This window comes from Streptomyces sp. NBC_01003, assembly GCF_045162695.1.
Lineage (GTDB): Bacteria > Actinomycetota > Actinomycetes > Streptomycetales > Streptomycetaceae > Streptomyces.
Map to the genome: position 1 here is coordinate 2,635,460 of NZ_CP108707.1, position 25,442 is coordinate 2,660,901.

The window sequence follows — 25,442 nt, forward strand, 5'->3', positions numbered from 1 at the left end:
CCCTGCGGCGACCGGGGTCTGTCCCGTTTCTACCCCGTGAAGAGCTGCCTCGCCTTCTGTACGAGTTCGTACAGACCGTACGCGAGCGGCACCCCGACCCACAGCCAGGCGAACAGGGTGAGCGCGCGACGGTTAGGCGGACTGCCGGCGCTCTGCGGCTGCGTCATCGGTGGCCTCCCTCGGGGCGGGGATGTGGTGGCGGGCGTGGACGGGACGAATCAGCTCGTTCGCGACGAAGCCCACGACGAGCAGGCCGATCATGATCGTGAAGGACAGGCCGTAGAGGTCCTGGCCGTGCTTTCCGGCCTCTTCCTGGCTGTCGGCGACCCAGTTGACGATCAGCGGGCCGAGCACTCCGGCGGTGGACCAGGCCGTGAGCAGCCGGCCGTGGATCGCGCCGACCTGGTAGGTGCCGAAGAGGTCCTTGAGGTACGCGGGGACGGTGGCGAAGCCGCCGCCGTAGAAGGAGAGGATCACCAGCGCGCAGCCGATGAACAGGGGCTTGGAGGAGTCGCCGAAGCGGGCGATCAGCAGGTACATGACCGCGCCCACGCCCAGGTAGAGGCGGTAGACGTTCTTGCGGCCGACCAGGTCGGAGGCAGAAGACCAGCCGATGCGGCCCGCCATGTTCGCCGCCGACAGGAGCGCGACGAAACCGGCCGCGGCGGAGACGGTGACGGGGGTGCCGCTGTCCTTGAAGAAGTCCGTGATCATCGGGGCGGCCTTCTCCAGGATGCCGATGCCCGCCGTCACGTTCATGCAGAGCACGAGCCACAGGCACCAGAACTGGGGGGTGCGCACGGCGCTGCGGGCCGAGACCTGCACCCCGTCGAGCGGCGCCGGCACCCCGGCCTTGCGCACCCCTTCCGTACGCGGCACCCGCACGAGCAGCACCCCGAGCGACATGAACACGGCATACGCGAGTCCGTGCACGAGGAACGCGAGGGCGATGCCCTTGGAGTCGGCGCCGAAGGACTCCAGCATCTGGGCGGACCACGGGGAGGCGATCAGCGCGCCGCCGCCGAAGCCCATGATCGCGATGCCGGTGGCCATGCCGGGCCGGTCGGGGAACCACTTGATCAGGGTCGACACGGGAGAGATGTAGCCGATGCCGAGGCCGATCCCGCCGACGAAGCCGTAGCCGAAGACGATCAGCCAGAACTGTCCGGTAGCGGCGCCGAGGGCGGAGATCAGGAAGCCGGAGGAGAAACAGACGAGGGCGACGGTCATCGCCCAGCGCGGGCCGTTGCGCTCGACGAGCGTGCCGCCGAAGGCCGCGGAGAGGCCGAGCATCACGATGCCGAGCTGGAAGGGGAGGGCGCTCTGGGTGCCGCTGAGGTGCATGGCGGACTCGAGCGAGGGCTTGAAGACGCTCCAGGCGTAAGCCTGGCCGATGGAGAGATGGACGGACAGAGCGGCGGGCGGAACGAGCCAGCGGCTCCAGCCGGTTGGCGCGACGGGGGGCCTCATGATCCCGAACGTTAGGGAGCCGTACGGGAGTTGGGAAGAGCACGCACCGGAATCCGTACACGGTATGCGATGCGCCACCTCTTGTCGGCTCATCTTCCATACTGTAGACAATGTTTCATCGACAGTCCGACGGTCCTCCGCACTCTCCTCCCGTGAGAGCAGGAGCCCTCGACCGAACGGAGCTCGCCATCGTGAAAGTCGCAGTCCTCGGCGCCGGTGCGATCGGCGCCTACGTCGGATCGCGCCGCATCGCGCCGGCGCCGACGTGCATCTCGTCGCCCGTCGTCCTCGCCATCGACGACACCGTTCCGCTGCCGCGCATCCTGCTGCGGATCGCCGAGTTCTTCCGCGACGAGTCGTGCGGACAGTGCGTGCCGTGCCGGGTGCGCACGGTCCGGCAGGAGGAGGCGCTGCACCGGATCGCCGAGCAGACGGAGACGACGACCGTGTGCGCGTACTGCGGAGTGGGCCGCAACCCCACTCTCCATGTGCAGGACAATGAGATCGTCAAGGTCACCTCGCCGCACGACAACCCGGTGACCCACGGCAACCTCTGCATCAAGGGCCGTTTCGGCTATCAGCACGTACAGAACCGGGACTGATCGACACATGGGACGAGTCACGGAACGACGCAAGGTGCTACGCATCCGGGACGAGCAGGTCTCCAGCAGGCCGGACACGCTCGTCGCCGAGGAGCCTCTGGAGATCCGGCTCAACGGCAAGCCCCTCGCCATCACGATGCGCACCCCGGGCGACGACTTCGCGCTCGCGGCGGGGTTCCTGGTCAGCGAGGGTGTCCTCGGCGCGACGGAGGAACTCCAGAGCATCGTGTACTGCGCGGGGGCGATGGAGGACGGCTCCAACACCTACAACGTCGTCGACGTGCGCACCGCTCCCGGTGTGGTGATCCCCGACATCACGCTCGAACGCAACGTGTACACGACGTCGTCGTGCGGCCTGTGCGGGAAGGCGAGCCTGGACGCGGTCCGTACGACGACGCGGTTCGCGATCGACGACACTCCCCCGGTCCGGATCGAGCCCTCGCTCCTGGCGAGCCTCCCCGACCGGCTGCGCGAGGCCCAGCGGGTCTTCGACCGGACCGGGGGTCTGCACGCCGCCGCGCTGTTCTCGGAGGCCGGGGAACTGCTCGACATCCGCGAGGACGTGGGCCGGCACAACGCGGTGGACAAGCTCGTCGGGCGCGCCCTCCAGAACGGCGGGCTTCCGCTGTCCCGCGCGATCCTGCTCGTATCGGGCCGCGCCTCCTTCGAGCTCGCGCAGAAGGCGGTGATGGCGGGCATCCCGGTCCTCGCGGCCGTGTCCGCGCCGTCGTCGCTCGCGGTCGACCTGGCCGCCGAGAGCGGCCTCACCCTGGTCGGCTTCCTGCGCGGGCCCAACATGAACGTGTACGCGGGAGAGCACCGCATCGCCCTGCCGGCCGCGGCCGCCCAGGGCTGACCGGTTTCCCCGCGGCACGGCGACGGGGCCCGGATCCGGCGGGGAGCGCCCCCTGCGCCGGCCGGGCCCCACGCGCCGACGCCCCGATCCCTCTTCTTCTTATGAGCCGTGCTCGCCGGATATCCGCTCCAGCATGTCCATGAACGCGACGCGCTCCGTGGCCGAAAGCGGGGCCAGGAGCGCGTCGTTGGCGCCCTGGGCGGCCGCGGCGCACCGCCGTAGCGTCGCGCTGCCTTTGTCGGTGGCCGTGACCGCGTTCTTGCGGCGGTCCTTCGGGTCGGGGGTGCGGACGACGAGGCCCGCGTCCTGGAGATCGTTCAGGACGCCGACCATGTCCTTGGGGTCGAGCGAGACGCTGCGCACCAGGTCGGCCTGGGCCACGGGTTGCAGGTCCGTCACCGCGCACAGGACCACGTGGTGCCACATCTTCAGGCCCTCGCGGGCGAGCGCGTCGGCGACGAGGCCCCGCCCGCGCTCCGCGGCGCGGCCCAGGCGCCAGCTGGGGAGGGTACGGATGGCACCCAGGGCGGGAGGGTTCTCGGACATGGGAGCAGTTTAGCCAAGAACCGTTGGACTTCCCAATGAATCTGGGTATCGTTGGCGCTCCCAACGATCCCCACCCCGGGAAGGCGGTGTGCCGATGCGGCGCGTCCGTTACGAACACAGTGGTGGCCCCGGCGTTCTGTTCCTGGAAGCGGCGCCCGTCCCCGAGCCGGGACCCGGCGAACTCCTCGTCCGCACCGAGGCGATCGGCGTCACGCTGCCCGTCGTCCGCAAGGTGCGGGAACCGCGCGAACCCATCCCGCTCGGCGGCGAGGTCGCCGGCGCAGTGACGGCCGTGGGTGCCGGCGTGACGGAGTACGCCGTCGGCGACCGCGTCACCGGCCTCGTCCTCGGGCACGGCTACGCCGACCACGCACTCCTGCACGTCTCCATGGCGTCACCGGTGCCGGACGGCGCGAGCGCCACCGACGCGGTGGCCCTGGTCCGCAGCGGGCTCGTGGCGTACGGAGCGTTGCAGGCCGCGCGCCCCGAGCCGGGCGAGGCGGCGCTCGTCACGGCGGCGGCGAGCGGCGTCGGCCATCTGGCCCTGCAACTCGCGGCGTCGAGCGGCGCCGCTCGGGTCATAGCCGCGGTGTCGGGCCCCGGCAAGGCGGAGTTCGTACGCGGACTCGGTGCCGACGACGTCGTGACGTACGACGACGAGACCTGGGGCGAGCCCGTCGACTACGTCCTGGACGCGGTGGGCGGCGAGCTGCTGACGCCGGGCCTGAAGGCGCTCGCGCCGCACGGGCGGCTCGTGGCGTACAGCTCGGGCGGCGGCACCGTCGAGGCGTACGACCTCCTCGTCGGGGCCAAGTCCGTGATCGGTTTCCAGATGGCGCTCATCGCGCGCGGGAAGCCCGAGACGTACGAGCGGTGGCGCACAGAGCTGTGGCGACTGTTCTTCGAGGGGGCTCTGCGGCCCGTGGTGCACGCGGAGTTCCCCCTGGAGGACGCGGCGCGGGCCCACGAGGCAATCGAGGGGCGCGCCAATCTGGGCAAGGTCGTCCTGATCCCCTGATGCACGGTGCTTGTGGCGTGCCGAGCGTCCCAAGTAGCGTCTGTGGCCCGGACATTGGACGTGGGATGTCTGAATGTCCAGACGCATGAGCCGTGACATCAGCCTTGACACGAGCCGTTGAAGGGTGGCAGCACCATGCCGTCAAGTCTCCGTGTACGTCTGAGATCCCTGGGCACATCCGTCGTCGCGCTGCTCGCAGTCGCCGCGGGAGCCGCACTGCCCGCGCAGGCCGCCGAAGCGGCTGACGCGACACAAGCGACCCAGGCCACCGCGGCCCGAGCGGCCTCGACGCAACCGCCGTTCGAGCAGCAGGTCCTCTTCAAGGCTTCCCAGGATCCCGGGTATGCCTGCTACCGAATCCCGGCCGTGGTGAAGACGAAGCAGGGGACGCTGCTCGCCTTCGCCGAGGGGCGTACGAACGACTGTTCCGACGCGGGCGACATAGACATCGTCGTCAAGCGGTCCGAGGACGGCGGCCGCACCTGGAGCCCGCTCCAGGTCGTCAACGAGGGCGCCGGTGACACACACGGCAACCCCGCCCCCGTGGTCGACCTCAGGACGGGCCGCATCGTGCTCGCGGAGACGTACAACACCGGCCGCACGGACGGAAAGAACTGCGACATTCCGTGCGACCGCACCCCGCACCTCCAGTACAGCGACGACGACGGCCGCACCTGGTCGGCGCCGCGCGACCTGAGTGACGAGATCTTGCCGAAGGACTGGAACTCCTGGTACGCGACGGGGCCGGTGCACGGCCTCCAGCTCACCCAGGGGCGCCACCGCGGGCGGCTCGTCTTCACCGTCAACGCCGAGACCTGGAACGGCACTCGCGTCACCGCGAACCACGCCGCGCTCATGGTCAGCGACGACGGCGGCAGGCACTGGCGGGTCGGCGCGAAGGACTCGTGGCCGATCGCGGACGACGGCACCTTCCGGCAGAAGCCGTCCGAGATGACCCTCGCCGAACTGCCCGGCGGCACTCTGTACGTGTCTGGGCGCGAGCAGGACGGCACCGACCTCGGTCACCGCACGCACACATGGAGCCGGGACGGCGGCGACTCGTTCACGCGGCGCTTCACGACGCTCCCCGACCTCTACACCCCCCAGGTGCAGGGTTCGGTCCTGCGCACCGGCAACCGGCTGCTGCTGGCCTGCCCCGGCGACCCCGACCGGCGCCGGACCATGACCATCCGTTCCTCGTACGACGGCGGACGGACCTGGGACAGCTTCGACCGCTCGACCGTGGTGACGACCGACTGGTCCGGCTACTCGGACCTCGTGCAGGCGACCCACGACCATGTGGGCCTCATGTACGAGGGCGGCGCGGTCGACGCGCGCGACGAGATCCGTTTCGCGCGCTTCACCGAGGACTGGCTGACGCCGCGCCGCGGCGCGGACCCGACGACGCAGGACCGGGCCCGCCACGCGCGGGACGCGGCCGTGCTCGGCGGTGCCTCCCCGACGGCGGGCCGCTTCGGCGGGGCACTCTCCTTCGACGGGACGGACGACGCGGTACGGCTCCCGTACAGCGACCGACTGCCGCTCGGTACCAAGGACTTCACCGTGTCGCTGTGGTTCCGCTACTCCGCCACGACCGGTGAGCAGCCACTGCTGTGGATGGGCGGCATCGGCACCACGCAGCCGCAGGTGTGGCTGCGCGCCGAACCGGCGAGCAACCGCATCACGGGCCTGATCACCACGCGGGACGGCGCCGCGGCCCCGCGGTCCGCGTCGGTGCGCACCACGGGCGCCTACAACGACGGCCAGTGGCACCACGCCGTACTGCGACGCGATGGGGGTACCTCCCTGCTCGAGCGAAGCCGAGAGCTTGGGGGAGGGCAGCTGACGCTCACCGTCGACGGGACGTCGGTCAGCACGCCCGACGTGCCGGGCTCCGTCAGCCGTAACTCGCCGTTCGGCGTGCACGTGGGCGAACGGATGGACAGCCGGGCGCACTTCACCGGCGCGATCGACGAAGTCCGGCTCCAGGACCGAGCGTTGAGCGACGAGGAGCTCAACACCCCGGTGACCACTGTGACCCCGGACACCGTCCTGTGGCTGCCCATGGACCGGGTGCGCGGGGGCCACTAACGTCCCAGCGTGCCCGCGGACACGGAGGCGGTGCGCCGCAGGATCCTGGGAGCGGGTCTCGGCCTGCTGCTCGCCCTGGTGTGCGCCGCCGCCCTGCTGTTGACCGCCCTCCCGGACGACGACCGGGAGGGCGGTCGCCCGTGCGCGGCGCGCGGCGTCGCCTCGTGGTCCGCCGACCCCGGCCTCACGGGCGCGTTCGCCCGCTACGGCGACGACGCCTCGCGGGGCGACGACTGGACGGGCGGCGACGGCACGCACTCGGTGAGGCTCCCGGACGGGCGGGTCCTGTGGCTGTTCTCCGACACCTATCTGGGACAGGTGCACGCGCCGCCCAACCCGGCGGGCCAGCCCCATGCCTGGCGCGACATGTCGGCGCCGTTCGTGCGCAACTCGGCTGTGGTGATGGGCCGTTCGGGCACCCTGGAGCGCACGCTCCCCGCACCCCTGTTCCCCGACCCGGCACCGCAGCAGTGGCGCTGGCCGGTCGCGGCCCGCGTCGAGCCCCGCTCCCCCGGCTCCGCCGAGCGGGTCGTCCGCGTCCTGCTGTGGACCCGTACGACGGGGACCGGCCCCTGGATCTACGGCATGCCCGCCGCCACCGAGGTCGCCACGCTGTCCCTGCCCGGCCTGCGCGTCGAGAGCGTCGCGACGGTCCTCGACCAGCGGGGCGTGCCGGACCCGGCGCGGCGCGTCCTGTTCGGCACGACGGCCGTCGACCGGGGCGGATGGACCTACGTGTTCGGCGGTGACGACGGGCAGGGGGCCACGCGCCGCGCTTATGTCGCGCGCGTGCCGCGCGGCCGGCTCGCCGAGCCGGGGGCGTGGCGCTACTGGGACGGCTCGCGCTGGACGCGCACGGCCCGCCCGCGGCCGGTCCTCGGCGGCGGTGCACGCCGCGGGGTCGGCAGCGCGTTCACCGTCGTGCGCGACGGCGGTACGTACGTCCTGTTCACGATGGCCGCCGGGACCGCGGGCCTGACCCGCGTCACCTCTTACTGGGCGTGCGCGCCGACCGGGCCCTGGCACGGTCCCGCGAAGGGCTTCGAGGCGCCGCTGCCGCCGGACGGGGCGCTCCGGCAGGACACGGCCGCGTACAACCCGCAGGCGCACCCCGCGCTCGGCGGCGGTGACGGGCGCCTGCTGCTCAGCTACGACGTCAACTGGCTGGACGCGACGCCCGCCACCGCACAGGCACAGGTCAGCCGGAACGTGTCGCTGTACCGGCCGCGGTTCGTGGCGCTGCGGCTCGCTCGCCCGCGCTGACCTGCTCCAGGGGGTCGCGCGCCCGGCGCTTGGCGATCACCGCGCACACCATGAGCTGCATCTGGTGGAACAGCATCAGCGGCAGCACGGCGAGGGACGCGTGCGCCCCGAACAGGACGCTGGCCATGGGCAGTCCGGCCGCCAGGGACTTCTTCGACCCGGCGAACTGGATCGCGATGCGGTCGCCGCGCCCGAAGCCGAGCGCCTTGCCGCCGTACCAGGTGGCCGCCAGCATCACGGCGAGCAGCACCGCTTCGACGGCGAGGAGCCCGCCCAGGCGCACCGCGCTGACCTGGTGCCAGATGCCCTGGACCATGCCCTCGCTGAACGCGGTGTAGACGACGAGGAGGATCGAGCCGCGGTCGACGTAGCTCAGCACCTTCTTGTGCCGCGCGATGAAGGAGCCGACCCAGCGGCGCAGGAACTGCCCGGCGAGGAACGGCACGAGCAGTTGGAGCACGATCTTGACGAGGGAGTCCGCGGAGAACCCGCCGCCGCTGTTGCCGAGCAGGCCCGCCGCGAGCAGCGGCGTGATGACGATGCCGGCCAGCGACGAGAAGGAGCCCGCGCAGATCGCCGCGGGCACGTTGCCGCGGGCCATGGAGGTGAAGGCGATCGACGACTGGATCGTCGAGGGCACGAGGGTGAGGAAGAGCAGGCCGTCGTAGAGGGACGGTGTGAGGATCACGGGGACGAGACCGCGGGCCGCGAGGCCGAGGAGCGGGAAGACGACGAACGTGGCGGCGAGGACGGTCACATGGAGCCGCCAGTGCCTCAGCCCGTCGAGCGCCTCACGGGTCGACAGGCGCGCCCCGTAGAGGAAGAAGAGGAACGCGACGGCGGCGGTCGAGGCGCCGGACGCGACATCGGCCGCACCACCGCGCGCGGGCAAGAGCGCCGCGAGGCCCACCGTCCCTATGAGCGCCAGGATGTAGGGGTCGACCGGCATCCAGGACGGCCAAGTCAGGCGTTTCACGGGTTCCATGTTCCTTGCTGTCGGTTCAGGTCGTGCCCTCTCCATCGTCCTCCTGATCACCGCGATCGGGAATCCTGCATACCGCACTGACTGTCATCACGTTCCACGATGAGCGCGGGTAGGGTCGGGGGCATGTACGACCCCTCGCAGCTGCGTACGTTCCTCGCGGTGGCCCAGACGCTGAGCTTCACGCAGGCCGCCCGACGCCTCGGACTGCGCCAGTCCACGGTCAGCCAGCATGTGCGGCGCCTGGAGGACGCCACGGGGCGGATCCTGTTCACCCGGGACACGCACACGGTGGAGCTCACGGAGGACGGCGAGGCGATGCTCGGCTTCGCGCGCCGGATCCTGGAGGTGCACGAGCAGGCGTCGGCGTTCTTCACGGGCACGCGGCTGCGCGGGCGGCTGCGCTTCGGGGCGTCGGAGGACTTCGTCCTGACCCGGCTCACCGAGATCCTGGAGGCGTTCCGGCACGACCACCCCGAGGTGGACCTGGAGCTGACGGTCGAGCTGTCCGGGACGCTGCACGAGCAGCTGGACGCGGGCAAGCTCGACCTGGTCCTCGCCAAGCGGCGGCCGGAGGACCCGCGCGGCGAGTCCGTGTGGCACGACCGGTTGGTGTGGATCGGCGCGGAGCGCCTGCGCCTGGACCCGGACCGTCCGGTGCCGCTCATCGTGTACCCGCCGCCCGGCATCTCGCGCGCCCTGGCCCTCGAAGCCCTTGAGCGGCACGGCCGCGCCTGGCGCGTGGCCTGCACCAGCGGCAGCCTCAACGGCCTGATCGCGGCGGCCAGGGCGGGCCTCGGCGTGATGGCGCACTCGCGCGGCCTGATCCCGCCCGGCCTGGTCCGCGTACCGGAGCGGGCGGGGCTGCCGGAGCTGGGCGAGGTGGACTTCGTGCTGCTGCACGGCCTGCGGCACGACAGTGCGTCGCAGGGAGACGCGGCGCAGGCGCTGGCCCAGGCGATCCTCGAAGGGGGCGACCGCCTGCACCGCAGCCGATAGCAGGGGCGCTAGCGGACGGGCGGCTGGTACGTGAGCTGCTTGACCTTCCGCATGAACGGCGACGTCTCCACGTGCTGGACGCCTTCGAGCCGGCCGAGCTTGCCGCTGATGTACGCGTACAGGTCGGCGGTGTCCCGGGTCACGACCGTGACGACCAGGTTCGAGGGGCCCGCGGTCGCGGCGGCGTAGGCGATCTCCTCGTGCCCGGCGAGTGCGCGGCCGACGGTGTCGAGGGAGGCGGGGGCCGCCGTGATCCACAGGACGGCGCCGTTGGTGAAGCCGAGGCGCGTGGTGTCGTACTCGATGTCGATGTAGAGGGACCCCGAGGCGATGAGCTGGTCGAGGCGCCGCTTCACGGCCGACTCCGAACGGCCCGTGGCGCGCTGGAGTTCGGGGTATCCGGCGCGGCCGTCGCGTTTGAGCACGGCGGTCAGGGGCGCGTCGTCGGGGGTGACACGGACGAGATCCCCGGTCGGCTGCGCAAGCGGGTGGAGCGCCGCTACCTGGTCCGCGGTGAGCGGCCCGTTCTTGACGAGCCAGCCGGTCGGGCCGCCGAAGAAGCGGTGCAGCGTCTGCAGAGCCCGGATCTCGACGATGTGCGGGGTGCGCGGCAACTTGCCGAGCAGGAGGTCGTCGTGGTCGCCCTGGGTGCGCGGGACGGTCATGCAGACGACTTCCGTGCCGCCCGAGGTGAGGCCGATCCACGCGGTGTCGGGCCGGCGGGCCAGGGCGGTGGCGATGGCCTCGGCGCCTTCGGGGGCGCAGCGCAGGCGCAGCATCCAGTGGTCGTGTCCGAGCCGCAGGCTGTCCTGAAGGCCGACGACCCGCAGGCCGCCCTCGGCGACGAGCTTGCGGTAGCGGCGGGCGACGGTCTGGTCGGAGACGCCGAGGACGGCCGCGATCCGGCTGAAGGGGGCGCGGCCGTCGACCTCGAGGGCGTGGAGCAGTTTCAGATCCAGCTCGTCGAAGGGAGGGGATTCCATCGGTCTGCTCGCTCCTGATGTCGGATTCCTTCGCTCCCTGGCTGCTGATCACCAGGATCCGCCGTGCGCGGCCCATCGTACGAGCCTGACATCGGTAAGGCATCGGGCGAGGAGCTGTTGAGGATGCGTACATGGGGACCGCTGACCGCGGTCTGTCTGGGAACGTTCATGCTGCTGCTGGACGTGACGATCGTCGTCGTGGCGCTGCCCGACATGGCGCGCAGCCTGCACGCGTCGCTGAGCGATCTGCAATGGGTGATGGACGGCTACGCGCTGGCGCTCGCCGCGCTGCTGCTCGGCATGGGGGCCGCCGCCGACATACTCGGGCGGCGCCGGGTGCATGTGGCGGGCGTGGCGCTGTTCGCGGTGGCGTCGCTGGGCTGCGGTCTCGCGAGCGGGCCGGGGATGCTCGTGGCGGCGCGGATGGTGCAGGGGGTGGGCGCGGCGGCGATGTTCGCGACGACGCTTCCGCTGCTCGGCTCCGTCTACCAGGGCAAGCGGCGCTCGGCGGCGCTCGGGGTGTGGGGAGCGGTGAGCGGCGGCGCGGCCGCGATCGGCCCCGTGCTCGGCGGCGTGATGACGGAGGGTCCCGGCTGGCGGTGGATCTTCTGGATCAACCTGCCGGTGAGCGTGGTGTCGGTGTGGCTGACGCTGCGGGTGGTGCCCGAGTCGCGGGGGCCGCGCGGGCGGCGGGTCGACTGGGCGGGCACGGCGGCGTTCGCGTGCTTCGCGGGGGCGGCGACGTACGGGGTCGTACGGGCCGGATCGCAGGGGTGGGCGTCGGCCGGGACCACCGCCGCGTTCCTGGTGGCGGCGCTCGCGCTGGTCGCGTTCGTCGTGGTCGAGCGGCGCAGCGCGCATCCGCTGCTGGATCTGGCCCTGCTGCGCAAGCCGGCGTTCGTCGGGGTGATGGCGGGGGCGCTCGCGTTCAACGGCGCCGCGTTCGGCGTCGTCCCCTACACCTCGATCTGGCTGCAGACCCTGCTCGGCATGAGCCCCGTCCACGGCGGCCTGGTCTTCCTGACGATGTCGGGCGCCTCGGTCGTGGTGGCGGTCATCGGCGGGCGGCTGCTGCACGGGGTGCCGGCCCGGTTCACCATCGGCGGCGGCCTCGTGCTGATCGCGGCCGGGCTGTTCTGCCAGGCGGTCCTCGACCCGGGCTCGACGTGGACGGCGCTCGTGCCCGGCCTCGTACTGGTCGGCGTCGGGACCGGGTTCGTCTCGCCGGGGATCGCGGGCGCCGCGCTCGCAGCGGTGGAGCCGGAGCGCGCGGGCATGGCGGGCGGCGCGGTGAACACGTTCCGGCAGCTCGGCTACGCGCTCGCGGTGGCGGTCCTCGGCACCGTTCTGACGTCGACGATGCAGCACTCCCTGTCGCACGGCGCCGCGCACACGCTCGCGGGCGGCGGGGCGCGGGCCCTGGACGGGGTGGTCCCGGAGCACGCGCTGCGGGTGGCCTTCGCGTCGGGGCTGAATACGGCGTCCGTGGTCGCGGGCTGTGCGGCGCTCGTTGCCGGGGTGCTGGTCCTTGCGCTGGTGAGGGCGCCGCGAGCGTCCCACCGTCCGCCGGGGGCGACCGCCGTCGCGGCCGCCGGGGACGGTCGTGAACCGTCCGTGGAGAAATCGGAAGCGACCAGTCCGCCCAAAAAGCCCGCAGCGGACCCCCGGTAACCGCCCCGTACAGATTCCGTGGAGATTACGCCACCGAAACTTACTGAACCGTAAGAATTCTGTCCCGCGCTTCCCCTTGTGGCCGTATTTCACCGGCTGACCAGTGCATATTCCGCGCGCTCCGGCCCATTTGGACCCCTCCCGCCGGGGCGCGCGGTGGGGTACCGTCACCGGCGCTGTGCGGAGCGCCACAAGGAGCAACATTGCGCGAGTTCACCAATCCTCCTCTGGCGTCGGTGCTGCCGGTGGGCGGCCTGGCCGACGCCGTGTTCGACCATGCCCTCGAGGATCCGCTGCGCGTCGCGCTCGGCCGCAAGGACGACGCGGGCCGCTGGTTCGATGTGACGGCCGCCGAGTTCCGTGACGAAGTGCTCGGGCTTGCCAAGGGACTGCTCGCGCAGGGCGTCCGCTTCGGCGACCGCGTCGCGATCATGTCGAGGACCCGCTACGAGTGGACCCTCTTCGACTTCGCGCTGTGGACGATCGGCGCCCAGGTCGTGCCGATCTACCCGACGGCCTCCGCCGAGCAGGTCTTCTGGACCCTGCACGACGCCCAGGTGTCGGCCGCGATGGTGGAGCACGAGGACCACGCGATGACGATCGCCACCGTCATCGACCGTCTGCCCACGCTCAGCCGGATGTGGCAGCTGGACTCCGATCCCGTGCCCCGACTCATCGAGTCCGGCGCCCACATCGACGACGAGGTGGTGCACCGCCACCGGCGCGCCGTCACCCCCGACTCCGTCGCCACGATCATCTACACCTCGGGCACCACGGGCCGCCCCAAGGGCTGCGTCATCAGCCACTCGAACTTCATGTTCGAGTCGGACACGATGGTCAGCCGCTGGGAGCCGGTGTTCCACTCCAAGCGCGGCGACGAGGCCTCGACCCTGCTGTTCCTGCCGCTCGCGCACGTCTTCGGGCGCATGGTGCAGATCGCCACGATCCGCGGCGGCGTGAAGCTCGGCCACCAGCCGCAGCTCAATGCGGCGGCGCTGCTGCCCGACCTGCAGTCGTTCCGCCCGACGTTCATCCTCGCCGTGCCGTACATCTTCGAGAAGGTCTTCAACGCGGCCCGCCGCAAGGCCGAGAAGGACGGCAAGTCGGGGCCGTTCGACAAGGCCGTCGAGTGCGCCGTCAAGTACGCGGACGCACAGGAGGCCAAGGCGTTCGGCACCGGCCCCGGACCGTCCGCGTCGCTGCGCATGCAGCACTCGATCTTCGACAAGCTCGTCTACTCCAAGGTCCGCGAGGCGATGGGCGGCCGGGTGCGGCACGCGATGTCGGGCGGCTCGGGCATGGACCGCCGCCTGGGTCTGTTCTTCGCGGGCGCCGGCGTCACGATCTACGAGGGCTACGGGCTCACCGAGTCCACGGCGGCGGCGACCGCGAACCCGCCGGAACAGACCCGCTACGGCACGGTCGGCCAGGCCATCCCCGGCACGACGGTCCACATCGCCGACGACGGCGAGATCTGGCTGTACGGCAGCAATGTGTTCCAGGGATACCTCAACGACCCGAAGTCCACCGACGCCACCCTGCACGACGGCTGGCTGGCCACCGGCGACCTCGGCGCGCTCGACGACGACGGCTACCTGACGATCACCGGCCGCAAGAAGGAGATCCTCGTGACCTCCGGCGGCAAGAGCGTCTCGCCGCAGCAGCTGGAGGAGCGGGTGCGCGACCATCCGCTGGTCGCCCAGTGCATCGTCGTCGGCAACGACCGCCCGTACATCGCCGCGCTCGTCACGCTGGAGGCCGAGGCCGTCGAGCACTGGCTGAACATGCGGGGCAAGCCGCCGCTGAAGCCCGCCGAGCTGGTCCACGACCCGGACCTGGAGACCGAGGTGCGCAGGGCCGTCGTGGCGGCCAACACCCTGGTCTCGCAGGCCGAGTCGATCCGTACGTTCCGGATACTGGCCTACCAGTTCACCGAGGAGCACGGGCTGCTCACGCCGTCCCTGAAGCTCAAGCGGAAGGCGATCGAGACGGCGTACTCGGAGGAGGTCGAGGCGCTGTACCGGGGCTGATCGCGCGCCGGTGGGTTCCCGACGGTAACCCCGCCACAAGGCCCTGACCCGGCCGCGAAGCGTTTCTGACGGTTCATCAATTACCGATGCGTCAGTTATTGACGGTTCATCAGGTCGCACACAGAATCACCCTCACCCGACGGAGGGGGCCCATCGTGTCGCGAACTGTCCGCACCATCACCGCCACTGTGGCGGCACTGCTGCTCGCCACCGCCTGCAACTCCGCGGCAACCGGCAACTCCCCTGACAGCAAAGGGAGTTCGGTACGCGGAGTGACGGATGACGCCATCAAGGTCGGCGGCATCGTCTCGATGACGACCGCCAGCGGCTACAGCAAGAAGGACACCGACCTCGGCGCGAAGGCCCGCTTCGCCCGCGCCAACGCGGAGGGCGGGATCAACGGCAGGAAGATCGACTACCTGGGCGCGGAGGACGACGGCCAGGACCCGGCCAAGAACCTCGCCGCGGCCCGCAAACTCGTCCAGCAGGACAAGGTGTTCGCGATCTCCCCGATGAGCTCGGTCACCTTCTCCGGCGCCGACTTCCTCCAGAAGCAGAAGGTCCCCACCTTCGGCTGGGGCACGATCCCGTCCTTCTGCGGACCCACCTACATCTACGGCTTCGGCGGCTGCATGGTCCCGATGCCCGGCGGCACCATCTCGCAGACCTGGCCCGAGGGCCTCAAGCAGGTCACGCACGGCGCCAAGGGCAAGACCGTCGCCATCCTCGCCAACGACAACGACGCGGGCACCTTCGCCATCCGCACCTACAAGCAGAGCTTCGCGTCCGCCGGGTACAAGGTCACCTTCGCCAAGTCGTCCGTGCCCGCGACCTCGGTGCCGAGCGACTGGTCGGCGTACACCAAGGAGATCCTGCGCAGCAACGGCGGCAAGGCGCCCGACATCGTCGTCTCCGTCATGCAGACCCCGTACAACATCGGCCTGTTCACCGCCGTCAAGCGCTCCGGGTACCACGGCGTCCTCACCGACCCGACCGACTACGACCCGGGGCTGCTCGCCAAGAGCGCGACGAAGGAGGCGCTCGACGGGGTGCACATCCTGCTGACCTTCGCGCCGTTCGAGACGCGCTCGGCGGCGATGAAGCAGTTCAAGGCCGACATCAAGAAGGCGTCGGGCGGGAAGGACGTGCCGCTCAACATGCACATGATGACCGGCTACATGTCCGCCGACCTCTTCCTCTCCATTGCGCAGAAGGCCGGCCGGGACCTCACCGTCGCCTCCTTCCAGAAGGCCGCGGACGGGTTCTCCGACACCGGCACCATGGTCGGCGACCGCGCCCTGCCCAAGGGGCAGAAGGAGTCGTTCGGCTGCGGCGCCCTCGTCCAGCTCAAGAACGGGGCGTACCACGTCTCGTCACCCTTCAAGTGCTACGAGCCCATCCCGTTCAAGTAGGGGGCGCCCCGCATGTCCGACCTGCTGGCCTTCGTGCTGAGCGGGCTCGTGTCGGGTGCGCTGTACGCGCTCCTCGCCACCGGCCTCGTCCTGTCCTACTCTGCCTCCGGCCTCTTCAACTTCGCCCATGGCGCCACCGCCTACCTGTGCGCGCTCACCTTCTACGAGCTCCACTCCGGTCTCGGCTGGCCCGCCGTGCCGACCGCGCTCCTCCTCGTCTGCGTCGCATCTCCCCTGCTGGGCTGGGGACTTGACCGTCTGATGTTCCGCAAGCTGGCGCGCGTCGGCGAGACCGCACAGATCGTCGCGACCATCGGCCTGCTCGTGGCACTGCCCGCGCTCGGCCTGTGGGTGGTGGAACTGCTCGACGACGCGGGCGCGTCCGTCAAGCCCGCCGAGAACCAGTTCGGGCTGCCGGGCGTCGGCCCCAGCCCCGCGAAGAACTGGCAGCTGATGGACGGCGTCGGCATCGACTCCGACCAGCTGATCACCTGGGTGGCGACCGCCGCCGTCGCGCTCGGCCTGTGGATCCTGATGCGCCACACCACCCTCGGCCTGCGCCTGCGGGCCGCCGTCGACAACCGCTCACTCGTCGAACTGCGCGGTATGAGCGCCGACCGGCTCTCCACCGTGGCGTGGATGCTGTCGTCCGGCCTCGCGGGCCTCGCCGGCGTCCTCGCGACACCACTGCTCGGCCTGTCCGCCCACGACTTCACGCTGTTCCTGTTCGTGTCGGCGACCGCCGCGGTCCTCGGACGCTTCGCCTCCGTACCCCTCGCGTTCGCGGGCGGCCTCGGCCTCGGCGTCCTGCAGAACCTCGTCGCCGGCTACTCGTCCTTCGCCGAACGCATCACGGGGTTCCGTACCGCGGTCCCGTTCCTGATCCTCTTCGCCGGACTGCTGCTGCTCACCCGGCGACAGCGCACGGCGGGGACGGCCGCCGCCGACGCGCCGCCCGTCGACTATCTCGCGGGCCGCGCCTGGACGCGGAAGTGGGGGCCATGGGCGGTGGCCGCCGTGCTGCTCGCGGCCTCCTTCTACACGGTGACGACCCCGTTCTGGAGCGGCATCCTCGCCCAGGGCCTCGCCCTCTCCCTGGTCTTCGTCTCCTTCACCGTCGTGACGGGGCTCGGTGCGATGGTGTCCCTCGCGCAGGCCACGTTCGTCACCGGCGCGGCGCTCGTGGCGGGTCTCCTGATGAGCCACGGCTGGCCGTTCATCGCGGCGGCGCTCGTCGGCACCTGCGTAGCGGCCCTCCTCGGAGCGCTCGTCGCGCTGCCTGCGCTACGCCTCGGCGGCCGTACCCTCGCCCTCGCCACGCTCGCCCTCGCCTTCCTCGCCGACCAAGTCCTCTTCCAGATGGGCTGGTTGAGGAACGGCGACACCGGCTGGGAGATCCCGCGCCCCGTCTTCGGACCCGTCGACCTGAGCGACGACCGGGCGATGGGCGTCGCGATGGTCGTCCTGTGCGCGGCCGCCGTGGCCGCCCTCGGCGCACTGCGGAACTCCCCCTCGGGCCGCGCCATGCTCGCCGTACGCTCGGCACCCGCGGCAGCGATGGCCTCCGGCGTCTCCGTCATCCGCACCAAACTGCTCCTCTTCACCCTCTCGGCCGGGCTCGCGGGCTTCGGGGGCGTGATGTACGCGTCGTACAACACCCGTATCACCGCTACCGACTTCACCGCGATGACGGGCCTGATCTGGCTCGCGGTCGTCGTCGCGGCAGGGGTACGGCGCCCGCAGTTCGCGGTCGTCGCGGGCCTCGTCTACGCGATCGTGCCGCACCTCGTCGCGGACTACGTCACGGACTCCGTCCATCTGCCGGTCGTCCTGTTCGGCCTGGCGGGCCTCGCACTCGCCAACGACCCGGACGGGTACTGCGCGGCGGTCTCCGTACGACGGCACAGGCGCAGGAGTACGAAGCCGGGGGCGGGAGTCCCTGTCGTCGAAGCAACGAGCCGGGCACCGGCCCCTCCGCCCGACGGCGGTGTCCCGCCGGTACTCGAACTGCGCGGCCTGCACGCCGGATACGACGGCGCGCCCGTCCTGCACGGGGTCGGCATCGCCGTCCACCCCGGCGAGATCGTCGCCCTCCTCGGCCCCAACGGCGCCGGGAAGTCGACGACGTGCCGTACCGCCGCCGGACTCCTCACACCCCTGCGGGGGCAGGTGTACGTCGCCGGGCGGGACGTCACACGTGAGGGCCCCGTCCGCCGGGCGCGGGCCGGCGTACTCCTCGCCCCCGAAGGGCGCGGCATCTTCCCCGCCCTCACCATCGAGGAGAACCTCACCCTGCACCTCCCCGACAAGCACGCGCGCGAGGCCGTGTACGAGCGCTTCGCCGGGCTCGCCGCCCGCCGCAACGTCACCGCGGGCGCGCTCTCCGGCGGTGAACAGCAGCTGCTCGCCCTCGCCCCGCTCCTCCAGGAGCCGCCCCGCGTTCTCATCGCCGACGAGCCGTCCCTCGGTCTCGCGCCGCGCATCGTCGAGGACGTGTTCCGGCTGCTCACCGAACTCCGCGACGCCGGAACGGGGTTGCTCCTCGTCGAGGAGAAGGCCACCGAGATCCTCGGCGTCGCGGACACCGTCGCGTATCTCGACCGGGGCCGCGTCTCGTGGTGCGGCCCGCGCGCCGAGGTGCGGGCCGACCGGCTCACCGAGGCCTACCTGGGCCTCGGCGCGAGTGGGCCCGGCACGGCCCAGGACGCGGAAGCGGAAGAGGAAGGGGCGGTGCGGCCATGAGCGGGACCACTGAGGGACCCGTACTCGAAGCCACCGGGGTCGGCGTCCGGTTCGGCGGGATCCGCGCGCTCGACGGGGTCGGCCTGAAGCTCCGCCCCGGCGAGGTGTGCGGGCTCATCGGCCCGAACGGCGCGGGCAAGACCACGTTCTTCGACGTCGTCTCCGGGATCCGACGCCCCGACGAGGGCCGCGTCCTCCTGGACGGCGGGGACATCACGCGCCGCTCCCCCGTGTGGCGGGCCCGCCACGGGATGCGCCGCACGTTCCAGCGCCAGCAGCTCTTCGGCCAGCTCACGGTCGCGGACAACCTGCTGGTGGCGCAGGAGTGGCGGGGCGGTGGAGGCGGGCTGGCCGCCGACCTGCTGGCCGCGCCCCCCAGACGGACGTACGAGCGCCGGCGCCGCGAGCGGGCGGCGTCGATGCTGCGCGCGTGCGGCCTCGAGGCGCTGGCCGGGGAGTACGCGGGCGCTCTGCCCGTGGGCCAGGCACGCATGGTGGAACTGGCCCGGGCGGGGGTGGAGGGGGCGCGGGTGGTGCTGCTCGACGAGCCCGCATCCGGCATGACAGATGATGAAATCTGTCAGCTGAAATCTGTCATCCGCCATCTGTCCGACCAACAGGGCTGCGCCGTGCTCCTCGTCGAGCACAACGTCACCTTCGTCATGGACCTCTGCTCCCGCATAGTCGTCCTCGACCTCGGAACCGTGCTGGCCGAGGGGACACCGGCAGCGGTTCGCGCCGACCCGGCCGTGCGGGACGCCTATCTCGGTTCGGCCGGGTGAGCGGGGCCCGGGGCGCCCCTGTGAACACGACGTGAACGGGAATGCGCCCCGGGCCGTGATCGTTGACGATGGGAGTACCAACCGACAACGCGAAGGATCGAGAGCTCGTGAGCAAGGTCCCCCCGATCATCCTGAACAACGGCGTCGAGATGCCCCAGCTCGGTTTCGGCGTATGGCAGGTGCCGGACGCCGAGGCCGAGAAGGCTGTCGCGACGGCCCTGGAGGCCGGGTACCGCAGCATCGACACCGCCGCGATCTACGGCAACGAGGAGGGCACCGGCAAGGCCATCGCCGCCTCCGGCATCGCCCGCGAGAAGCTCTTCGTCACCACGAAGCTGTGGAACGCCGACCAGGGCTACGACGCGACGCTGCGCGCCTACGACGCCTCCCTCGACAAGCTGGGCCTCGACTACCTCGATCTGTATCTGATCCACTGGCCGCTGCCCTCGAAGGACAGCTACGTCGACACGTACAAGGCCCTCGAGAAGATCTACGCGGACGGCCGCGCCAAGGCCATCGGTGTCTCCAACTTCCTTCCGGAGCACCTGGAGCGCCTCCTCGGCGAGACGTCGATCATCCCGGCGGTCAACCAGATCGAGCTGCACCCGCACCTCCAGCAGCGCGCCGCACGTGAGTTCCACGCGGAGCAGGGCATCGCCACGGAGGCCTGGTCGCCGCTGGGTCAGGGCAAGGGCCTGCTGGAGGTCCCCGCGATCGTCGCGATCGCCCAGAAGCACGGGCGCACCCCGGCTCAGGTCGTGCTGCGCTGGCACGTCCAGCTCGGCAATGTCGTGATCCCCAAGTCCGTGACGCCGTCCCGGATCGTGGAGAACATCGACGTGTTCGACTTCGAGCTGGACGTCGAGGACATCGCCGCGATCAGCGCGCTGAACGAGGACCGTCGCCTGGGTCCCGACCCGGCGACGTTCGACATGGCCTGATCGCTCCACGCGTACGGCTTCGTGTGCCCCGCCTCCGTCCGGAGGCGGGGCACACGTGTGTGAGGCCGTGGTTCAGGTGTAGAGGAAGGCCAGCGCCTCCACCGTGGCCCGGATGCGGTGGCGCAGCTCGGCCGGTTCCAGGACCTCGATGCCGGCGCCGAGGCGCAGGAACTCGTCGTGGGCGTGGTCGACGGACTCGATGGGGACGACCGCCCTGGTCCAGCCGTCGGGCTCCGGGCGGGCGGTGGCGTGCGCCGCTTCGCGCAGGGCGGGGCCCGGCAGCCGGTCGGCGACGCCCGGGGCCAGGCGTACGACGGCGTCGCCGCTGTGCAGGCGGCCGTGGAAGTCTTCCTGGTAGGCCCGCCAGTACGCCGCGAGGTCGAAGTCCGCCGGCGGCTCGAACTGCTCGTCGCCGACGTGGAGTTGGAGGATCTGGTCGACGCGGTAGGTGCGGGGGTCTCCCGTTCCGGCGGAGGCGATCACGTACCAGCGGCCTGCCTTGAGGACGAGTCCGTACGGTTCGAGGCGGCGTTCGACGTCGGTGGGTGCGCGCCAGCGCCGGTAGCGGACGTGCAGGACGCGGCTGTTCCAGACGGCGGTGGCGACGGCCGGGAGGTGGGGGACCTCGTCCTCGTCGGCGTACCAGCCGGGGGCGTCGAGGTGGAAGCGGGCGCTGATGCGTTCGGAATGGGCACGCAGTTCGGTGGGGAGCGCGGCGCGGACCTTGAGCTGGGCGGCGGCGAGTACGGGGCCGAGGCCGAGTTCGGTGGCGGGTCCGGGTGCTCCGGCGAGGAAGAGGGCTTCGGCCTCGTCGGTGGTGAGGCCGGTGAGGCGGGTGCGGTAGCCGTCGATGAGCCGGTATCCGCCGGCGTGCCCGGCGTCGCCGTAGAGCGGTACGCCGGCCGCGTGCAGGGAGTCGATGTCTCGGTACACGGTGCGTACGGAGACTTCGAGGGCGGCGGCGAGCTGGGCGGCGGTCATCCGGCCGCGGGTCTGGAGCAGCAGCAGGATGGACACCAGTCGGCTGGACTTCACTGACACAGGATGTCAGTGAAGTGGTCGTAGCTTCCAGCCATGGCTTTCGAGGAGAAACTGTTGTGGGCGCTGCCGCCCGTCGAGGTGGCGGGCCGGCGCGTCAAGCGCTATCACGTGAGCGCGGATCCGGCGGGGATCGCGCCGGAGGTGGAGAAGGCGGCGTACGCGATGCTGCCGGAGCTGCTTCCGGAGCCGGACGGGACGCCTCCGGCGACGTTCGTCGTGCTGCACCGAGGCGGTGACGACGGGGCGTACATCAACGCGTACAGCTGGGTGTGGGACAACGTCCTGCACTTCCGGGGTGCGGCCGCGGGGCAGCCGGTGATCGGCTGTCCCGACAGTGATCCGACGCGGTTCGTGATCCTCGATCTGCCGTGGATCGGCTGTGTGTGGGAGCTGCCGCCGGTGCTGCACGAACGCGATGCGTGGGTGCGGCACATGCTGGCCCCGGACGCCCCGGACCTCGACGGATATCTGGCCGATTCACTCACCGACGGCACTACGGGAGACCGCTGATGAGCACCGCGCACGACTTCGACTTCTTCTTCGGCGACTGGGACGTGGCTCACCGCAGGCGTACGGACTTCCTCGACGCGGACAGCGGCTGGGAGGAGTTCGCCGCGACGAACCGCTGCTGGAGTCTGTTCGACGGCGCGGCGAACATCGACGAGATGGACTGCCCCACGGAAGGCTTCAAGGGGCTCACGCTGCGGCTCTTCGACCGCGCGGCCGGTACGTGGTCGCTGAACTGGTCGTCCAGCCGTACGGGCGTCCTGTTCCCGCCGGTCATCGGCCACTTCGACCCGGACGGGCGGGGCGTCTTCGAGGGTGACGACACCCATGACGGCAAGGACGTCCGGGTGCGGTTCGTCTGGTCGGGGATCTCGGCGACGACGGCGCACTGGGAGCAGTTCTTCTCGGTGGACGGCGGGGACACATGGCTGTCGAACTGGACGATGGCGTTCACCCGTCGCGCCTGACCCATTCCTGCATCGCGCCTTGACTTCGCGTGCGCTTCAACGCCGAGACTCCCTCCCGTGGCCCGGCATCAGCGCCGGGCACGGGAGGGACCCTCATGAAGTTCCGTACGATCGGCGCCGATCCGGCCACCCGCCGTGAGGTGAGTGTGCTGAGTCTCGGCGCGATGCTGTTCGGCACGCGGACCGACGAGGAGACGTCGTTCGCGATCCTCGACCGGTATGTGGCGGCGGGCGGCACGTTCGTCGACACGTCGGACAACTACGCGTTCTGGCACACGGGCAGCCGCGGCGGGGAGAGCGAGGGCGTGCTCGGCCGGTGGCGACGCAGCCGGGGCGTCGGCGACGAGATCGTCGTCGCGACGAAGCTGGGGGCGAGCCCGCTGACCGCCGGCACGGGGTACGTCGACAACCCCGAGGGCCTGTCCGCCGCGGCGATCCGGCGGGCCGTGGAGGGCAGCAAGGAGCGGCTCGGGATGGAGCGGCTCGATCTGCTGTACGCGCACATCGAGGACCCGAAGGTCGAACTCCGGGAAACCGTCGAGGCGTTCGCGGGTCTGGTCGCCGAGGGCAGCGTCGGACTGCTCGGGGTCAGCAACCACTGGGCGTGGAAGGTGGAGCGGGCACGGGAGATCGCCGAGCGGGCGGGGCTGCCGGGGTACGAGGTGCTGCAGTACCGGCACAGCTATCTGCGGCCGCGCACGGATCTGCCGGCGGATCTGTCGCCGGACGGCAGCCAGGGCCTGGTCGACGGCCAGCTCCTGAGCTATGTGCGGGCCGAGGGCGAGAAGCTCGCGCTCGTGGCGTACTCGCCGCTGCTCGCCGGCGCGTATGTGCGAGGCGACAAGCCGCTTGGCGCCGAGTACGGCCATCCGGGTACGCCCACTCGGCTGGCCGCGCTGCGCGACGTGGCGAAGGAGGCCGACGCCACGGTGAACCAGGTGGTTCTCGCCTGGCTCATCGGCGGCGAGATCCCGGTGATCCCTCTGGTGGGCGCGTCGTCGGTGGCCCAGCTCGACGAGAGCCTGGCGGCGGTCGACCTGGAGCTGACGGTGGATCAGCGGGCTCGTCTCGACGCGGCGCACTGATCTCGCGTCAGGCGTGCCGCGTGAAGGCGTGCACGGTGAACTCCGGGTCAGCGCGAGGAAGTTCGGGGTCGGGGAGCGCGGAGATCAGGTCGGCGAGTGCGGTGCCCCCGGCCGCGTAGATCCTGCCGCGCCGCACGTCGTCGGCGAGGCGCCTCGGGGTGCGGCCCTGGCCGTGTCCGGGGAAGCGGGTCTCGCCGCTCGGCCGCAGTCCGTGGGCGGCGGCGTGGGCGGCGACGCGTGCGGTCGCGTCGGAGGGGAGGCGGCCGCGGTAGGGGGCCACGAGGGTGTCGATGTCACTGCCCACGTCGTGGGCGGCGGCCTTGTCGACGGTGGTCACCAGGACGCCGCCGGGCCGCAGGACGCGGGCGGCCTCGGCTATGACGGGGCGCGCGTCGGGCAGCAGATGCAGCAGCCAGATCACGGTCACGACGTCCACGGAGGCGCTGCGGAACGGGAGTTGGCGGCTGTCGCCGCGGACGGCGGCGCCGTCGAGGCGGGGGGCCGCGGCACGCAGCATGCCGGGGGCGAGGTCGATGCCGACGGGGCGCAGGCCCGGCCGGGTGAGCCGCATGGTGACGAGCCCGGTGCCGCAGGCCAGGTCGAGGAGGGTCCGGGCGGTGGGCGGCACGAGGCCGAGCACGGCCTCGGCGGCCGACCGGGCGCGGGGTATGCCGCCGCGGGTCGCGTCGTAGACCGCGGCTTCCTTGTCGTAGTCCAGCACCGGCGGTCAGCTCGCGCCGTGGGTGGGGGCGATCTCCTGGACGCGCTGGGCGAGGCCGAAGTCGAGGTGGGTGAGGACGCCGCCCACGCTGTGGGTGTTCACGGACAGGTCGACCGTGTTGTAGCCGAGGGTGAGGTCGGAGTGGTGGTCGAGCTCGTCCTGGATCTGCGCGATGTGCACGACGAGGGCCGTGGCCGCGAAGTGGTTGGCCAGGCGGTAGGTGCGGGTGAGTCTGTCATCGGCCACGCTCCATCCGGGCAGCTCGGCGAGACGGTCCTCGATCTCCTTCTGGGACAGCGGCTCCAAGGTCATGACCAGGTCCTTTCCCTGTGATGTGCGAGGAGTTCCAGCCTCCCACAGGGGTGGCGCCGCGCGCTCCTCGGCTACGGTCGTGGCATGTCGACTGCCACGCGTGCTCGCCAGTCCGGAATCGGTCCTCTGCTGCGAGAGTGGCGGGAACGGCGGCGGGTGAGCCAGCTGGAGCTCGCCCTGCGCGCCGATTCGTCCGCCCGGCATCTCAGCTTCGTGGAGACGGGCAGGTCGCGGCCGAGCGAGGAGCTCGTCCTGCGGCTCGCGGAGCATCTGGACGTGCCGGTGCGGGAGCGCAACGCGCTGCTGCTCGCGGCGGGTTACGCGCCCCGGTTCGCGGAGACCCCGCTCGACGACCCGTCGATGGGGGCGCTGCGGGAGGGCCTGGACCGGCTCCTGCACGGCTACGAGCCGTATCCGGCGCTGGTCGTCGACGCGACGTACACGGTGGTCGCCGCCAATCGGGGCATCGCGATGCTGATGGAGGGGATTCCCGAGTCGCTGCTGGCCCCGCCGCTCAACGCGATGCGGCTCACCCTGCACCCGGAGGGCCTCGCGCCGCGGATCCGGAATCTGCGCGAGTGGCGAGGGCATCTCCTGGCCCAGATGGAGCGGCAGATCGCGCTGGACCGCTCGGAGGCGCTGCGCGCGGTGTACGACGAGGTCAAGGCGTACCCGGTGGCTGACAGGGACGCCGGTGACGACGACGGGGAGGGCGGCGAGGCGGTGCCGTACTTCGCGCTGCCGATGGTGATCGAGCACGACGGGCAGGTCCTGTCGTTCGTCTCGTCGATCTCGACGTTCAACACCCCGATGGACGTGACGGTGGCCGAGCTCGCGATCGAGACGTTCCTGCCGGCCGACCCGGCGACGGCGAAGTATCTGCGGTCGCTGGAGCCGTAGTCGGGGCCTCGCGGCCGGATC

23 protein-coding genes and 1 pseudogene are annotated in these 25,442 nt (G+C 71.3%); 16 read left to right on the forward strand and 8 right to left on the reverse strand.

Features of this window, described 5'->3' with window-relative positions; all coding sequences use genetic code 11:
• Positions 1-29 precede the first annotated feature (29 nt).
• Both OG698_RS12180 and OG698_RS12185 read right to left on the reverse strand, forming a co-directional pair.
• Positions 30-167, reverse strand: coding sequence for a hypothetical protein (locus tag OG698_RS12180; RefSeq protein ID WP_406103102.1), 138 nt, complete (start codon positions 165-167; stop codon positions 30-32).
• Positions 133-1,470 (reverse strand): OFA family MFS transporter, encoded by a 1,338-nt coding sequence (locus OG698_RS12185; protein WP_406103103.1) that lies wholly within the window; start codon positions 1,468-1,470, stop codon positions 133-135. The genes OG698_RS12180 and OG698_RS12185 overlap by 35 nt, the downstream gene beginning before the upstream one ends.
• Positions 1,471-1,742: 272 nt before the next feature.
• Between OG698_RS12185 and OG698_RS12190 the strand changes: the two are divergent.
• Together OG698_RS12190 and fdhD are read left to right on the forward strand one after the other, a co-directional pair.
• A pseudogene (locus OG698_RS12190) lies at positions 1,743-2,072 on the forward strand (NADH-ubiquinone oxidoreductase-F iron-sulfur binding region domain-containing protein); the annotation flags it as partial.
• Between the two features lie 7 nt (positions 2,073-2,079).
• Complete coding sequence (gene fdhD, locus OG698_RS12195; RefSeq protein WP_406103104.1) at positions 2,080-2,928, forward strand: formate dehydrogenase accessory sulfurtransferase FdhD; 849 nt, start codon at positions 2,080-2,082, stop codon at positions 2,926-2,928.
• 99 nt (positions 2,929-3,027) lie between these two features.
• Here fdhD and OG698_RS12200 read toward each other — a convergent pair whose 3' ends face one another.
• Complete coding sequence (locus OG698_RS12200) at positions 3,028-3,474, reverse strand: MarR family winged helix-turn-helix transcriptional regulator (RefSeq protein ID WP_406103105.1); 447 nt, start codon at positions 3,472-3,474, stop codon at positions 3,028-3,030.
• Between the two features lie 94 nt (positions 3,475-3,568).
• On the opposite strand from OG698_RS12200, the gene OG698_RS12205 reads away from it, so the two are divergent.
• The 3 genes from OG698_RS12205 to OG698_RS12215 all read left to right on the forward strand — a co-directional run bounded on the left by OG698_RS12205 (position 3,569) and on the right by OG698_RS12215 (position 7,846).
• Positions 3,569-4,492, forward strand: a complete 924-nt coding sequence (locus OG698_RS12205) for a zinc-binding alcohol dehydrogenase family protein (RefSeq protein ID WP_406103106.1) — start codon at positions 3,569-3,571, stop codon at positions 4,490-4,492.
• A gap of 135 nt (positions 4,493-4,627) precedes the next feature.
• Positions 4,628-6,583, forward strand: a complete 1,956-nt coding sequence (locus OG698_RS12210; RefSeq protein ID WP_406103107.1) for an exo-alpha-sialidase — start codon at positions 4,628-4,630, stop codon at positions 6,581-6,583.
• A gap of 9 nt (positions 6,584-6,592) precedes the next feature.
• Positions 6,593-7,846, forward strand: a complete 1,254-nt coding sequence (locus tag OG698_RS12215; protein ID WP_406103108.1) for a DUF4185 domain-containing protein — start codon at positions 6,593-6,595, stop codon at positions 7,844-7,846.
• Here OG698_RS12215 and OG698_RS12220 read toward each other — a convergent pair.
• Positions 7,782-8,795, reverse strand: a complete 1,014-nt coding sequence (locus tag OG698_RS12220; protein ID WP_406110997.1) for a bile acid:sodium symporter family protein — start codon at positions 8,793-8,795, stop codon at positions 7,782-7,784. The genes OG698_RS12215 and OG698_RS12220 overlap by 65 nt on opposite strands.
• A gap of 159 nt (positions 8,796-8,954) precedes the next feature.
• Here OG698_RS12220 and OG698_RS12225 point away from each other — a divergent pair, with 159 nt between their 5' ends.
• The gene (locus OG698_RS12225; protein ID WP_406103109.1) at positions 8,955-9,827 is read left to right on the forward strand and encodes a LysR substrate-binding domain-containing protein; all 873 of its coding nucleotides are present in this window, start codon (positions 8,955-8,957) and stop codon (positions 9,825-9,827) included.
• 8 nt (positions 9,828-9,835) lie between these two features.
• Here the strand turns inward: OG698_RS12225 and OG698_RS12230 are convergent, their stop codons facing one another.
• Positions 9,836-10,810: an Lrp/AsnC family transcriptional regulator gene (locus tag OG698_RS12230; protein WP_406103110.1), complete on the reverse strand. Its 975-nt coding sequence runs from the start codon at positions 10,808-10,810 to the stop codon at positions 9,836-9,838.
• A 123-nt stretch (positions 10,811-10,933) separates the two neighbouring features.
• Here OG698_RS12230 and OG698_RS12235 point away from each other — a divergent pair, with 123 nt between their 5' ends.
• The 6 genes from OG698_RS12235 (at position 10,934) to OG698_RS12260 (ending at position 20,388) form a co-directional block, all read left to right on the forward strand.
• Positions 10,934-12,481, forward strand: a complete 1,548-nt coding sequence (locus OG698_RS12235) for an MFS transporter (protein WP_406103111.1) — start codon at positions 10,934-10,936, stop codon at positions 12,479-12,481.
• Between the two features lie 203 nt (positions 12,482-12,684).
• Positions 12,685-14,511, forward strand: coding sequence for an AMP-dependent synthetase/ligase (locus tag OG698_RS12240; RefSeq protein WP_406103112.1), 1,827 nt, complete (start codon positions 12,685-12,687; stop codon positions 14,509-14,511).
• A gap of 155 nt (positions 14,512-14,666) precedes the next feature.
• A complete protein-coding gene (locus OG698_RS12245; RefSeq protein ID WP_406103113.1) occupies positions 14,667-15,923 on the forward strand; it encodes an ABC transporter substrate-binding protein in 1,257 nt (418 codons plus the stop codon).
• A 12-nt stretch (positions 15,924-15,935) separates the two neighbouring features.
• Positions 15,936-18,665: an ABC transporter permease subunit gene (locus OG698_RS12250; RefSeq protein WP_406103114.1), complete on the forward strand. Its 2,730-nt coding sequence runs from the start codon at positions 15,936-15,938 to the stop codon at positions 18,663-18,665.
• Positions 18,662-19,447 carry an ABC transporter ATP-binding protein gene (locus OG698_RS12255; RefSeq protein ID WP_406103115.1) on the forward strand — a complete coding sequence of 262 codons (786 nt, stop codon included), beginning with the start codon at positions 18,662-18,664 and terminating at the stop codon, positions 19,445-19,447. Before OG698_RS12250 ends, OG698_RS12255 begins: the two co-directional genes overlap by 4 nt.
• A gap of 68 nt (positions 19,448-19,515) precedes the next feature.
• Positions 19,516-20,388, forward strand: coding sequence for an aldo/keto reductase (locus tag OG698_RS12260; RefSeq protein WP_406103116.1), 873 nt, complete (start codon positions 19,516-19,518; stop codon positions 20,386-20,388).
• 72 nt (positions 20,389-20,460) lie between these two features.
• Here OG698_RS12260 and OG698_RS12265 read toward each other — a convergent pair whose 3' ends face one another.
• Entirely contained in the window at positions 20,461-21,423 is a 963-nt protein-coding gene (locus tag OG698_RS12265; protein WP_406103117.1) for a helix-turn-helix transcriptional regulator, read from the reverse strand.
• Positions 21,424-21,462: 39 nt separating this feature from the next.
• Between OG698_RS12265 and OG698_RS12270 the strand changes: the two genes are divergently transcribed.
• From OG698_RS12270 to OG698_RS12280, 3 genes are all read left to right on the forward strand, one after another.
• Entirely contained in the window at positions 21,463-21,939 is a 477-nt protein-coding gene (locus OG698_RS12270; protein WP_351436070.1) for a hypothetical protein, read from the forward strand.
• Positions 21,939-22,403: a hypothetical protein gene (locus tag OG698_RS12275; protein ID WP_406103118.1), complete on the forward strand. Its 465-nt coding sequence runs from the start codon at positions 21,939-21,941 to the stop codon at positions 22,401-22,403. Before OG698_RS12270 ends, OG698_RS12275 begins: the two co-directional genes overlap by 1 nt.
• Before the next feature lie 95 nt (positions 22,404-22,498).
• Complete coding sequence (locus tag OG698_RS12280; RefSeq protein WP_406103119.1) at positions 22,499-23,488, forward strand: aldo/keto reductase; 990 nt, start codon at positions 22,499-22,501, stop codon at positions 23,486-23,488.
• A gap of 7 nt (positions 23,489-23,495) precedes the next feature.
• On the opposite strand, the gene OG698_RS12285 is transcribed toward OG698_RS12280, so the two are convergent.
• Both OG698_RS12285 and OG698_RS12290 read right to left on the reverse strand, forming a co-directional pair.
• The gene (locus tag OG698_RS12285; RefSeq protein ID WP_406103120.1) at positions 23,496-24,209 is read right to left on the reverse strand and encodes a class I SAM-dependent methyltransferase; all 714 of its coding nucleotides are present in this window, start codon (positions 24,207-24,209) and stop codon (positions 23,496-23,498) included.
• 6 nt (positions 24,210-24,215) lie between these two features.
• Positions 24,216-24,521: a 4a-hydroxytetrahydrobiopterin dehydratase gene (locus OG698_RS12290; RefSeq protein WP_406103121.1), complete on the reverse strand. Its 306-nt coding sequence runs from the start codon at positions 24,519-24,521 to the stop codon at positions 24,216-24,218.
• Positions 24,522-24,605: 84 nt separating this feature from the next.
• Here OG698_RS12290 and OG698_RS12295 point away from each other — a divergent pair, with 84 nt between their 5' ends.
• Complete coding sequence (locus OG698_RS12295) at positions 24,606-25,421, forward strand: helix-turn-helix domain-containing protein (RefSeq protein ID WP_406103122.1); 816 nt, start codon at positions 24,606-24,608, stop codon at positions 25,419-25,421.
• The last annotated feature ends 21 nt before the right edge of the window (positions 25,422-25,442 follow it).

What these genes read in the sequence shown, in the direction of transcription:
- OG698_RS12185 (WP_406103103.1), bottom strand. Translation starts at nt 1,470, where the DNA reads ATGAGGCCCCCCGTCGCGCCAACCGGCTGGAGCCGCTGGCTCGTTCCG.
- OG698_RS12200 (WP_406103105.1), bottom strand. Translation starts at nt 3,474, where the DNA reads ATGTCCGAGAACCCTCCCGCCCTGGGTGCCATCCGTACCCTCCCCAGC.
- OG698_RS12280 (WP_406103119.1), top strand. Translation starts at nt 22,499, where the DNA reads ATGAAGTTCCGTACGATCGGCGCCGATCCGGCCACCCGCCGTGAGGTG.
- OG698_RS12270 (WP_351436070.1), top strand. Translation starts at nt 21,463, where the DNA reads ATGGCTTTCGAGGAGAAACTGTTGTGGGCGCTGCCGCCCGTCGAGGTG.
- OG698_RS12210 (WP_406103107.1), top strand. Translation starts at nt 4,628, where the DNA reads ATGCCGTCAAGTCTCCGTGTACGTCTGAGATCCCTGGGCACATCCGTC.
- fdhD (WP_406103104.1), top strand. Translation starts at nt 2,080, where the DNA reads ATGGGACGAGTCACGGAACGACGCAAGGTGCTACGCATCCGGGACGAG.
- OG698_RS12295 (WP_406103122.1), top strand. Translation starts at nt 24,606, where the DNA reads ATGTCGACTGCCACGCGTGCTCGCCAGTCCGGAATCGGTCCTCTGCTG.
- OG698_RS12250 (WP_406103114.1), top strand. Translation starts at nt 15,936, where the DNA reads ATGTCCGACCTGCTGGCCTTCGTGCTGAGCGGGCTCGTGTCGGGTGCG.
- OG698_RS12225 (WP_406103109.1), top strand. Translation starts at nt 8,955, where the DNA reads ATGTACGACCCCTCGCAGCTGCGTACGTTCCTCGCGGTGGCCCAGACG.
- OG698_RS12230 (WP_406103110.1), bottom strand. Translation starts at nt 10,810, where the DNA reads ATGGAATCCCCTCCCTTCGACGAGCTGGATCTGAAACTGCTCCACGCC.
- OG698_RS12205 (WP_406103106.1), top strand. Translation starts at nt 3,569, where the DNA reads ATGCGGCGCGTCCGTTACGAACACAGTGGTGGCCCCGGCGTTCTGTTC.
- OG698_RS12260 (WP_406103116.1), top strand. Translation starts at nt 19,516, where the DNA reads ATGGGAGTACCAACCGACAACGCGAAGGATCGAGAGCTCGTGAGCAAG.
- OG698_RS12275 (WP_406103118.1), top strand. Translation starts at nt 21,939, where the DNA reads ATGAGCACCGCGCACGACTTCGACTTCTTCTTCGGCGACTGGGACGTG.
- OG698_RS12180 (WP_406103102.1), bottom strand. Translation starts at nt 167, where the DNA reads ATGACGCAGCCGCAGAGCGCCGGCAGTCCGCCTAACCGTCGCGCGCTC.
- OG698_RS12290 (WP_406103121.1), bottom strand. Translation starts at nt 24,521, where the DNA reads ATGACCTTGGAGCCGCTGTCCCAGAAGGAGATCGAGGACCGTCTCGCC.
- OG698_RS12235 (WP_406103111.1), top strand. Translation starts at nt 10,934, where the DNA reads ATGCGTACATGGGGACCGCTGACCGCGGTCTGTCTGGGAACGTTCATG.
- OG698_RS12220 (WP_406110997.1), bottom strand. Translation starts at nt 8,795, where the DNA reads ATGCCGGTCGACCCCTACATCCTGGCGCTCATAGGGACGGTGGGCCTC.
- OG698_RS12255 (WP_406103115.1), top strand. Translation starts at nt 18,662, where the DNA reads ATGAGCGGGACCACTGAGGGACCCGTACTCGAAGCCACCGGGGTCGGC.